Source organism: Leptospira perolatii, assembly GCF_002811875.1.
Taxonomy (GTDB): domain Bacteria; phylum Spirochaetota; class Leptospiria; order Leptospirales; family Leptospiraceae; genus Leptospira_B; species Leptospira_B perolatii.
Map to the genome: position 1 here is coordinate 145455 of NZ_NPDZ01000009.1, position 11908 is coordinate 157362.

At 41.2% G+C, this 11908-nt stretch carries 9 protein-coding genes; 7 read left to right on the top strand and 2 right to left on the bottom strand.

Annotation, left to right across the window (positions count from 1 at the left end):
• Positions 1–339 precede the first annotated feature (339 nt).
• Together CH373_RS14205 and CH373_RS14210 are read left to right on the top strand one after the other, a co-directional pair.
• Positions 340–1569, top strand: a complete 1230-nt coding sequence (locus CH373_RS14205) for an OmpP1/FadL family transporter (protein WP_243393403.1) — start codon at positions 340–342, stop codon at positions 1567–1569.
• 90 nt (positions 1570–1659) lie between these two features.
• The gene (locus tag CH373_RS14210; RefSeq protein WP_100715446.1) at positions 1660–2133 is read left to right on the top strand and encodes a hypothetical protein; all 474 of its coding nucleotides are present in this window, start codon (positions 1660–1662) and stop codon (positions 2131–2133) included.
• Between the two features lie 152 nt (positions 2134–2285).
• Here the strand turns inward: CH373_RS14210 and CH373_RS14215 are convergent, their stop codons facing one another.
• Positions 2286–2594, bottom strand: coding sequence for a hypothetical protein (locus tag CH373_RS14215; protein WP_100715447.1), 309 nt, complete (start codon positions 2592–2594; stop codon positions 2286–2288).
• Between the two features lie 332 nt (positions 2595–2926).
• Between CH373_RS14215 and CH373_RS14220 the strand changes: the two genes are divergently transcribed.
• The 4 genes from CH373_RS14220 to CH373_RS14240 all read left to right on the top strand — a co-directional run bounded on the left by CH373_RS14220 (position 2927) and on the right by CH373_RS14240 (position 10169).
• Positions 2927–3784 (top strand): ATP cone domain-containing protein, encoded by an 858-nt coding sequence (locus CH373_RS14220; RefSeq protein ID WP_100715448.1) that lies wholly within the window; start codon positions 2927–2929, stop codon positions 3782–3784.
• Positions 3785–3877: 93 nt separating this feature from the next.
• The gene (locus CH373_RS14225; RefSeq protein WP_100715449.1) at positions 3878–6214 is read left to right on the top strand and encodes a patatin-like phospholipase family protein; all 2337 of its coding nucleotides are present in this window, start codon (positions 3878–3880) and stop codon (positions 6212–6214) included.
• A gap of 344 nt (positions 6215–6558) precedes the next feature.
• Positions 6559–8958 carry a GAF domain-containing sensor histidine kinase gene (locus tag CH373_RS14235; protein WP_100715451.1) on the top strand — a complete coding sequence of 800 codons (2400 nt, stop codon included), beginning with the start codon at positions 6559–6561 and terminating at the stop codon, positions 8956–8958.
• A 2-nt stretch (positions 8959–8960) separates the two neighbouring features.
• On the top strand, positions 8961–10169 hold the full coding sequence (locus CH373_RS14240) for a GGDEF/EAL domain-containing response regulator (protein WP_100715452.1): 1209 nt from the start codon (positions 8961–8963) through the stop codon (positions 10167–10169).
• A gap of 37 nt (positions 10170–10206) precedes the next feature.
• Here CH373_RS14240 and CH373_RS14245 read toward each other — a convergent pair whose 3' ends face one another.
• Complete coding sequence (locus tag CH373_RS14245) at positions 10207–10965, bottom strand: glycosyltransferase family 2 protein (protein WP_100715453.1); 759 nt, start codon at positions 10963–10965, stop codon at positions 10207–10209.
• Positions 10966–11056: 91 nt separating this feature from the next.
• Between CH373_RS14245 and CH373_RS14250 the strand changes: the two genes are divergently transcribed.
• Positions 11057–11815 carry a hypothetical protein gene (locus CH373_RS14250; protein ID WP_100715454.1) on the top strand — a complete coding sequence of 253 codons (759 nt, stop codon included), beginning with the start codon at positions 11057–11059 and terminating at the stop codon, positions 11813–11815.
• Positions 11816–11908 lie beyond the last annotated feature (93 nt).

Sequence of the window (11908 nt, forward strand, 5' to 3'; positions counted from 1 at the left end):
TTAGGAGAAGGAAATGTGAGAAGAAAATTTAACCAGTCTTTTTTCGAAGTGTTCCGGTCGGAAAAAGGATATTCCGAAATAAGTATTTTATTAAAAACTAATTTATGTAAATATAATATAATCAATTTTTTTAAGAGCCGGGAGAGAATGAGTCTCGGAATTGGTATCCTTCGTTCCGAGGCAAAATTCAATTTTACCCGAGGCTTTCATTTTTGGCTGCTGTGTTGCATTTTCTTTTCTTCCAGGCCCGTGTTTTCTTTTCAAGGGATCTAGCAGACAGCCTTCGGAGCAAGACAGGCTGGAATGGGCGGGGCTTTTCAGGCAATAGGAGGGTCAGTAATGGATTTGGAATCGAATCCATCTCATTTAGGCAGGCTGACCGCTTCTAAATGGGAACTCGGAACCGCTTTGCATTTTCCTAAAATCGTTTATGAAGATGAATTTTATGGTTCAGATCCAAGCCGATCGTATAACAACAATATTACGGAGACTCCCAAGGCGGTTCTTCCTTATATGGGCTTTATCGCTCCTCTTAAGCAGAATCTAGGAATCGGATTTGCGGTATACTCTCAGGGAGGCGGAGGAGGAAACTTTGAAAACCTGCAAAGGCTTTCTCAAGGAGGTAAAACGATCAATGAAATTCTGCATACGGATATTCCTGTGATAGGGACGGAGAAAAGAATTCAGGAAAGCATAATGTGCAGATTTATGACCGTGAAGCTTACTTCCGGCATAGGTGCAAGATTCGGAAATCTTTCGGTTGGCGCCGGAATCGATCTAGTTTATGCATTTATGAAACTTCAAAAGACAAACCTAGATCCGACCGGATCTTTCCGGCTTCCAGAGAGCTTCGATTATAAGAGCGATTCTGCATATTCGTACGGAGGCAAAATCGGAATGTCTTACGAATTGACCGAAAAAATCCGATTTGCATATTCTTACACGACAGCCAACAAGCTCCCGTTAGACGGAAATATTCAAGTCATCTCTGGGGGAGGATTTCCGGATCAATCTAGGGTTTCTCGGTTTATGATTTGGCCCGATCGACATATCGCAGGAATTTCTTATAGAACATCTTCCTGGATATTGGATTTCGATATTAAGTACGTGCCTTGGTCTCATGGGTTTACCTCTAGTAAATTTATTTTGGAACATCCCATGCTCACCACTCCTTTGGGAACCCAAACCAACGTTCTGCAAATGAATCTGCGCTGGAGGGATCAATGGATCTACAGCATCGGTGGAGAGTATTCTTGGAGCGACTCCTTTAGAACAAGAATAGGTTATAGCTACGGTCGAACTCCGTTGACGCCGCAAAGTGTAAGCCCTATCTTAGGGACAACGACGGAACATCATCTCTCTGCGGGAATCGGGTATTACCTAGGACAATATGCTTTTCATGCGGCATTAGAATACGGTTTTCCAAAATCTTTGAAGGGTGCTAAGAATTCAGACTGGGCGCTATCGCATTCTGATTTTCTAATAAAAGGGAGCGAGCCGTATAGACTCGATTTCAAAAAAAGCACTTCGGTAATTAGTTTGTACATTGGAATCGAGAAACAAATATGAATGCACAGATGTACAGAAGAATCAGTGAGCGACTGATAGTGCAAAGACGAAAAAAGAAATACGTGACAGATTAGGTGTGAGGTTATTCAGATGGTTCAGAAAAAATTTTCCTGGGGATTGGTTTCCTTTTTATTGTGGGCGGTGACGTTCTCCTGTTTGGTTTACTTTTTTGTATTTGGGCAAACAACTAAGTCGAAAGATGGAAGAACTGCAATCCATCTGACCGAAGACGAAAAGCTATTAGTCTTAACAGAAATGAGAGGGTTGCTAACCTCTTTAAATGGAATTCTTGGCTCCCTATCGGAAGGAGATTACGTCAACGCGGCAAAGTTTTCTTCTGCCTCAGGGATGTCCCTAGTTCAGAGTTTAGAAAACGAAGAGAAGAAAATTCTAATCAAGCTTCCGATTGAATTTAAACAACTAGGCTTTGGAACTCATCGCCAGTTCGATGTACTCGCTGGCCTTCTCAAAGAAAAGAAAGACATGAAAATCATATTGAAGGAAATGGATTCGCTTACCAAAAAATGCGTGGCCTGTCACGCAGCGTATAAGATTGCTCAATAGAAATTTAAATCTAATAATACTTCAGAATCTAAGTTGCGGAGTGAAAGAAGCGATTCTGTTTTAGAGGGAAGTTTCTTAAAAGCTCCAATATCCACCGACCTAAAGGGGCTGGAAGATATTGAAGCAAGTGTTCCAACCTTACTTGAAATGAATCAAGGTGAGGTTGCGACGCCGAATTTGCTTGGGGAAGTTCCAATTCCGAACTTGCTAGGAGAAGTTCCGATTCCGAATGTACTTGGAGAAGTTCCAATTCCATCTTTGCTCGGAGAAGTCCCTATTCCTTCGGCTGATGCATCGCCATTCTGTAGCAGCTGCTCTAGTGCTTGCGCATTTTGAGCTTTTGGAGAGGTCGCGACTCCCATTAACAAAGCCGCTTCGTCAACGCTTTCGCTAGATCCTTTCGATGAAGAACAGGAAATGGAAAGCATGAAGATTGTAGTTAACGCTAGTGTCTTTTTCATTTGGTACTTTTGTAATCCTCACTTGGCGTCAGCCTGATGAAATGAAGCATCTTGTCGATTTATTTTGGAATTTTGAAGGATAAAGTAACGTTATCGGAAACAGATACATATAATTCGTATTAACGCTAGATATTAAGTATTATGAAGTTTATGGGAGAGAATAAATATTATAAAAATATAATATTTATGGAAATACGGATAGTTGTTTTTTGTCGGGTATTTGTAGCGTTCGGTAGATAAATCAACCCTTGCTTTTTTCTGGTGAATTCCAATAATAGGTTAAATCGGAAAGCTTGATCACTTTCTGTAGCACAGCGAAGGTACAGAAATAAATGTCCAGAAAAAAGAAAAGATACTCTGTTGTGAAATCGAGTGGAGAGGTGTCCGAGTTTTCGGAAGAGAAGATCAGAAATTCTCTTAAGAAAACAGGAGCCGACCAACAAACGATAGAAAAGATCGTGAATAAAATTAAGGAAAAGAAGCTAGATGAATTTCCTACGAAGAATATCTACAAAATAGCCTACCAGACGTTAAAGGAAAGTTCACGGACTTCTGCCTCAAAGTATCATCTCAAAAACGGAATTATGGAGCTGGGTCCATCTGGATATCCTTTCGAAGAATTTATATCCGAGATTCTTTCTCATCAAGGTTACATAACAGAAGTCGGTATAATCGTCGAAGGGTTTTGCGTGAGTCACGAAATTGATGTGATCGCCCAAAAAGAAAATAAGCATTTTATGATAGAGTGTAAGTATCATAATCTTCCGGGTATTGTATCGGATGTAAAAATTCCGTTATATATTTTCGCGAGATTTTTGGATGTAGAAAAGCAATGGAAAAAGTTGTCCGGCCATCAAAAGAAATTTCACCAAGGTTGGATCGTAACTAATACGAGGTTTACTTCGGACGCGATCAAATATGGTGCGTGCTCCGGATTACATTTGGTCAGTTGGGATTATCCGAAAGGGGATAGTTTAAGAGAGCAAATAGACCGCTTGGGATTGTATCCGATCACTTGCCTGACCACTTTATCAAAACATGAAAAGGAAATCTTACTTGGCATGAGGGTAGTTTTATGCAAAACCTTATGCGATAAACCGGAGCTCTTAGTGGAAGCAGGAATTCCTAAGGAAAGACGCATTCTGATAGAATCCGAAGCTCGGGCCCTTTGTGAGAAGCTAGGGACTTAGAGTTTTCCGGATTTATTTCGGATTTTTCTCGTTGAACCTTGGTTTTGATACGTCAATAACATTTGATACTCTTTTCTCTTTCGGTTCGGAGCAATGTCCAGGAAATCAGGTTTAAAAAATGGAATCGAAGCAGGCTTACCTCACTGGTTTAGTATAGTTTTTCGATCCAACGAAGACTTGTTTCGAGAATGGAATGAAGAGGAAGTTCGCACCTTTGTCTCCGGATTCGAAGTGCAGCGAATTCCATCGGGCAGGGTTCTTGTACGAACGGATAGACCTTCCGCAAAAATGTTTTTTTTGTTGGAAGGAATTTGCGAAGAGTTCGTTTCCAAATCGAAAAGCGAAACGTCCTTTTTGACCGAAATCGGACCGGGGAGTCACTTCGGAGAAGCGGGTTTTTTCGGTTGGCCGGAAGGCGGGTTAGGAATTCGCACAAAGGTGCAAGTTAGGGTCGCCTCGGTTTCAAAACTTTCCTGGAAAAGATTATCCGAAAAAATTCCGGAAGCATTGGAGACATTCTGCTCTCGCTTGAAAAGCCATCGATATTTTCGGATGGCAGCGGTCCGACCTGATCCAAAGGAACTCTTTAACTTCTTATCTAGCCTCGAAATTCTTTTTCACTTTGATAGAAAGAGAGTAATAGAACTTCAGAATTATATGCAATGGTTGTATGTTCCCGGTGGAGAAAGATTGATTCATCAGGGAGATCCAGGCAATTCTCTTTTCATTATTGTTTCAGGTAGATTCAGATTCGTGATCGAAGATGAAAAAGGAGAGAGGATTTCAGAGGGCGAATTCGGAAAGGGCGATATTATCGGAGAGATGTCCCTGCTTACAGGAGAACCGAGATCCGCATCCGTGTACGCCGTAAGATCCGGACAAGTAATTCGAATTTCGAGAGATGGGTTTAGGAAATTTATTTCCAGATCACCCGACGCTCTATTTCGCATAACAGAGACGATTGCAAGAAGACTCACGGAAAAAACCCGTGGCGGCGGAGAAACCGGCAGAAAAGTACATACGATTGCACTTGTTCCAGTTACTCGGAATTTTCCTCTAAAAGACTTTTCGAATAAACTTTCGAACGCTCTAAAAGCCTTCGGTTCTTCTCTAATAGCGACTAAGGAGAAATTCGAAAAGTATCACTCTTACAAGGCCTCTAAAAAGAAGGAGGTCCTATTCGATATTCCGGATATACTTTCCTGGTTAAACGGATTGGAAAGGGAATACGATAAAGTTATATTCGAAGTGGATCACGAAGATACTCTTTGGGTTGAGACCTGTCTTAGGCAGGCAGACAGAATTTTGTTTTTGATCGAACCAGGGAATCCGATTGAAGATACGAGTCATGCTTGGAAAGTGCTTAGAGGCAGCAGTCTTTCCGAAACGGTTCGGGAATCGATTTTCTATTTAGAAAACGAATTCTCCAACTGGAGTATATTAGAAGAATATTATAAAGAATTTCAAGGGCAAAGACATTTTGTAAGAAAAAACCGATCCGGAGAGTTCGAAAGAGTAGCCCGACGCATGGAGGGAAAAGCAGTCGGGATCGCGTTATCAGGCGGAGGCGCTAAGGGCTTTGCTCATTTAGGATTTCTGCGAAGTATACAAGAGCAAGGAATTCCTGTCGATTTAATCGGAGGTACTTCTGCAGGGTCCATCATGGCCGGGCTTTTTGCAATGGGATTCGATTTTGAAGAAATGCTTAGGCTAATTCGAGAAATCTGGATCAGAGGAAAGCTAACTCGAGATTATTCTATTCCTTTTATCTCTATTTTAACCGGAGGAAAATATTCCAGAGCAATCCGAGAATTTTTCGGAGAAAGGAAGATCGAAACTCTTTGGATTCCTTTTCTTGCAGTGGCTTGCAATTTGACAAAGTCAGAACCAGTTGTATTCGAAAAAGGTGAAATATGGAAGGCAATCCGCGCTAGCACTTCGATTCCAGGAATTTTCCCACCTTTCTATGATAATGGATCGCTCTACGTAGACGGAGGTTTATGGGATAATTTACCTGGTTCTGCTTTGAGAACAAAAGGCGCGGATATTCTGATTTCAGTAGATTTAGGCGCAGGAGCTCAACCTGGAAAAGATATTGCTTACGGATCCATGGTTTCTTCCAGGTTCCCGGGAGAAGGTCCGTCCGCTATTCAACTTTTAATGAACGGTTTCTTGCCTATGGAGAGAAGATCTCAATATCCGCATATCGGAGAGATATTGATGCGATCCTTACTCTTATCCTCCAGAAACAATTTGAAGCGAACAAAAGAGTCTTCCGATATTTTTGTCGAGATACCAGCGCGAGAGTTCTCAACATTCGATTGGGACGATTATCTAAGATTATACGAATTAGGGTATGAAACTTCCCAAAAAAATGTGAAGGAATGGGCTAGGAAAATTCGGGATAAAATTTATGGGTCAGGAAAATAAATTTTTTCCCTTAGATGAATGAATCGAATACTAGATTATTATTGAATAGCTTCGATTTCCTCGATAAACCTGGAGACCGATCGCAGCCGAATTATGTTCTCCAATTCTATAAATCTGGAACTTATTAAACTGAAATTGCCTGAATTCCAGGTAATGTTCGCAAGACTTTCCGAATGCCCTAAACTTTTTGTTTACAAAGTAAATTTCATCCAATATCTATCCTCCGGTATTTCTAATATTACAGAATTACAGATCTATAATATGTCTTATTTATCGTCTATATTAGAAGAATTTTTATCGAAACGGCCTTTGCATCCGGTTTTCGCGAGATTAGGGACTAACGAATGATCGATTCCAGGCTAATAAAGATTCTTTTCATAGAGGATGACGAAAGCGAATACAATCTGATTCGCAGCCTTTTCGAAGGGATCGGTTCAGTAAGCGCAAATTTGATCCGGATCAAATCGGAGGATGTAAACTTATCCGTGCTGGATAAGTACGAGTTTGATCTGATTCTGATAGATCGACGACCGGAATCGGCAAATATCGAAGATTTTTTACAGGATTATCAAGGGGAAAAACCTAGAATTCACATCTTCACTCCGGACAAGAACGAGGCACATATCAAAAAATCCGAAAGGAATCGGTCGGAGTATCTTATCAAAGAAAATTTAACTTCCTCTCTGTTAGAAAAGAGTATACTGCATTTTATGGATAGAAACGGAGCAGAGCAGGGTACGGAAGCATCTGATCGCATGCAAAAGATCATTCAATTCAACTTGGAAATAGCTACGAACGAATTCGGTTTTGATGAGTTAATTGATTATATTGCGCAGAACATTCCGAAGATTATAAATTGCGACGGAGTCGTGATCGAGATTCCAGAAGGAGATGCTTTTGTTTCGGTTGCAGTTGCAGGAAATGCAATACCTTTGCTCGGAACCCACGTTTCAATTTCCAACAGTCTTTCTGGAAGGGCGATGCTGACTAAGTCGACGGTGTATTCGCCAGATACCGAAAAGGATCCGGTTGGAAACCTTGCATTGTGCAGACAAATCGATGCGCGATCTATTTTGATTTCACCTTTGCTATATGATAGAAAATGCGCTGGAATACTGAATATCATCTCCAGGAAACCATTTGCGTTTGATGAGAGCACTCTTAAGACTGTTGAACTTCTCTCTTCAATGGTCGGAGCGGTTCTATTTAGAAGGAAAATGGAGGAGGACCTTCTAAAGAGCAGAAAACTTTTGGAGAAGGCGATGAAAGTCGCTAAGCTCGGGAGTTGGCAGCTTTCCGCTAAAACTGGCGCAATGACATGGTCCGAAGAAGTGTATGAGATTTTTGGAATTTCTAAGGATCAATTTGCAAATACGTTAAGCTCCTTTTTGGATCATGTGCATCCTGATGATCAAGAATTTGTAATGACAAATTTAGAAAAATCTTATGAAGAAGGGTTATTTGCACCGTTCGAAAGTAGGATTGTAAGGGCAGACGGATCCACCAAGTTTGTTGTCATCACTGGAGAGGTCGCGAAAGACAAAAGCGGAAACTCGCTTGAATTAGTTGGCACGATTCAGGATATCACGGAAAGGAAGGAAACTGAGGAACGGCTAATTCAATCAAATAAAATGGAAGCTGTCGGCCAACTCGCAGGCGGAATGGCTCATGATTTTAATAATCTCTTAAACGTAATCTTGGCAAATCTAGATCTTCTGGAAATGAAATTGAAGGACTCTCCGGATACTTTAAAGAGAGTGCATTCCGCTCAGGAAGCAGTACAAAGAGGAGTGGAGGTAAATCGAAGACTATTATCCTTCTCCAGAAAACAAGCACTGAATCCGCAATCGTTCGAACTGAATTCGTTGTTAAAAGAATTTGTACCGATACTAAATCGGATAGAAACCGCGAGTATCCACATCGAATATGATCTGGAGGAGATCCCCTTAATTTGTGAAATTGAAAGAAGCGGCTTAGAAAATGCGCTATTGAACCTTTGCCTGAACTCTCGGGATTCCATCACGAATCAAGGAAAAATACTGATCTCTACTAGATACCTTCCCAACTCTAACAGATCGTCGCAGTATAGAGGATTGAGTCTTGGTGATTATTGCGCAATTACTATTTATGATAATGGGCACGGAATGGACGACTATACGAAGGCGAGGATGTTCGAACCGTTTTTTACTACCAAAGGATCCGTAAAGGGGACGGGAATGGGGTTACCAATGGTTTACGGATTCGTAAAACAGTCGAAAGGAATTATCCAGGTGCAAACACAGCAAGGAGCTGGAACGAGCGTCACTTTATTTCTTCCGATAACCTCAGAAGGTAAAAGCCATCTTCCTGATTTAAAGGGAGAATATGACAAATTCAGAATATTAGTTCTCGAAGCAGACGATATCGGAACTTCTGTGCTTTCCTATTATTTGGAGCATCTAGTCCATGACATTGTTTTTGTCACGGATGAGTCGCACGCGGTAAAAATAGTCCAGGAGGATAAGGAAATATCGATCGTGATTCTGGAATCCAACGCCGCTAAACTATCGGACATTAATGTGGCTTCTGAATTGTCCAAAAGATTTCCGAACAAAAGAATTGTTTTGACCTACGACTGGAATGTGGATGAAGAAGCAGTTCGCAAAAATTTGGAACCAGGAGTGTTGACTCTTAGAAAACCCTATTCCTGGAAGAAAATGCAAGAAATCTTAATGACGCATTTACCGCTAAAAACTGCGGATTGAATATGGACGGAAAGAAGTTGAAAAAGCTGCTGATTCTCGACGATGAAATAGAAATCGCTAAAATTTTGGGCGAGATCGGCGAGGAATGCGGTATGCATGTTTCGCTTACGTACGACGCACCTTCTTTCTTAAACAAACTAGATAACTCTTATGATTTTGTAATATTAGACTTAATGATACCTGGAATGGATGGAGTGGATGTAATACGTGCGCTCTCGGACAAGGATGTGGACCCGAGTGTCGTATTGATCTCCGGTGCCGATCGTAGAACACTTCATAGCGCTCAGACGCTTGCAAGAGAATACGGTTTGAGGATCGCTGCGGTGATGGAGAAACCGATCCGAGTCGGCGAATTTAGGTCTTTGTTAATTTCCCTCAGCGAGAGTGTGCGTTCAGAGAATCCTCCTGTTGTTAAGCCGAGCACAGCTGGCAAGTCTGTGCCTGGAAAGTTCACATACGAAGATCTGGAAGAAGCTGTTCGGTCCAACCAATTCGTTTTACATTACCAGCCAAAAATTGATTTAAAAACCGGTAAGGTCGAAGGATTTGAATCGTTGGTTCGGTGGAAACATCCAGAGTTGGGTCTCGTTTATCCAGATTCCTTTTTACCGATTATGGAAAAAGAGGCGAGCCTACTGAATGGAATGACTGAGAATATTATCGATATTGCATTGACCGAATGTTCTCGATGGCACGAAAAAGGCCGGAAGTTCCGGATGGCAGTGAATATCTCTCCGGTTACTTTGACTGAGTTGGACTTTCCGGAACAAATCTCCGCGAAAGTAAAGAACAAAGGGATTCTTCAGAGTCATTTCCAAATTGAAATTACTGAGACAAGTTTCTTGGAAAATATAAGATTTACGCAGGACATACTTACCAGACTTAGAATCCGAGGCATCGGACTTTCTATCGATGATTTTGGAACTGGATACTCTTCACTCAAGCAGCTCCATAGATTCCCATTTACAGAGCTAAAGATCGATCGTTCTTTTGTAATGGATTCTCCTCATGATCGGGAATCCTTATTTATTTGTCAGGCTTCCATTGACCTTGGGCACAAGCTTGGAATGGTAGTCGTGGCAGAAGGGATAGAGACCGCGGAAGTAGAAAGATTAATGAAAGACGCAGGATGTGATCTTGGACAAGGATATTATTATTCACGTCCTATCCCTTCAGAGCAAATGTCACAAATTTTTGAAATGTACGGTTAGAATAACTGTTCTGCTGTTTGAAAGTGTTTCGGTTTTTTTAATGAAAGAGCGTAAGTTTGAAAAAAATCCAAAGTATTCTTGATCCGGCCTTTATACTTCCGATTACGTTCCCACTAATTTTAGATTTTCCTAACTTTCTTCTTTTGTAATGAACCGGGATCTCTACAATATTTAGTCCTTTTTGAATGGAACGAATTTGCATTTCTATATTCCAACCCCAAGTCTTATCCTCTAGATTTAAAAGTCGAAGAGACTTCCACCGAATTACTCGAAATGGCCCTAAGTCTGTAAACTTTTGTCGATAGAAAATCTTCAGTAAGTAGCAAGTGAGTGAGTTTCCAAATTTCTGCAAGAAAGACAAGGAACCTTTTTCGGCGCCTCCTTGGGTACGGGTTCCGATTGCAATGTCAGTTTCTGGAAAATTTCGGAACTGTTGCAAAAGTTTAAATAGATCCTCTGAGTCATCCGAATCATCTCCGTCCGCGAAAACTATATATTCTGGTTCATGATCGGAGTTCTCCAAAAAATTGAGTCCTGCCAGGCAGGCGCTCCCATATCCGATTTTAGGTTCATAGAGCAATTTTGTACCCGAATGCCGGGCAACTGCCGACGAGTCATCCGTTGATCCGTTGTCCACGACGATGATATTACTAGAAGGAACTCCTTCTTTTATGAATCCGTGAATTACTTTTGCAAGAGATTCCTCTTCGTTTAAAACTGGGATGATGATATAAACCTTATCCAAATTTCTATTTGTTCGAGTTCGGATCTTAGCATTTGGATTGGATCGATTCATTTGGTATTGCTTTAAGCCCGGAAACTGAAATTCTTACAGGTATGCATAATTCTGCTTTTCGTAAATTCTCAAACGGTTTTCCTAGCACCTGATGGCTTCGTATCTAGATGAACCAGAATTTCCAAAATTAATTTCCGCTTACAGGTCTGCACTAGTAAGACGTTATTCGAAAGAAAATATACAGAAGTACCCCAAATTTTCGAATATTTCTTCGGATCAATCAGAGGTATTATTAAAATATTTCCTCGAGCTATTGTATCCGGAATATGAAGGAAGGAAGAGGTTAGACTCAGCCTTTTCAGCGTTGGCCGGCTTTGTGCATTCACCTTCCAAGGTATTCGGTCTACTCGGGTCCATAGGTTCTGCTATCTTTAAGCTTGGCAGATATCTTAAGTCGGCGTTTCAGGCTGGTTTTGCGGCCTTGCACTCTTATGTAACTGCGCATCGATTTGAGGGTTTAATGTTTTTGAGAGCCAGAGAGCTTTTGCAAGCAGGCATGGATATTGACGATCCGAGAGTATTCAATTTACTCTTAGCTTCGGTCCCTAAGAAAGATGCCGAAGTATTTCGAGAAGACGTGGTGCGCCTATTTGGTACTCTTTCGAATCGTGATTTGTTGCGCAGAATATTAGAATTAATGAATGCGGTTGTTTCCAAAATGAAATCCAAACCGAAGGTTTATACACCGGAAGATATCTTAGGGATAGAATTAGGTGCAAAGATACTGTCGAAAGGTGAGGAATTATTTAGGGGAATGACTGATGAGGAAATGAAATTGATCCTCGAGGCGATCGACACTATTGAAAAGGATTCGTTTGAAGATGCCTTGAGGGTAGCGATGGGTCACTAGGAGTGTGGCCCCGCCCTGGGTATGAACCGGAGACATGGGTAACAGAATAGACCGGGAACATAGGTAACACTAAACAAACGCAAAGGAGGACAA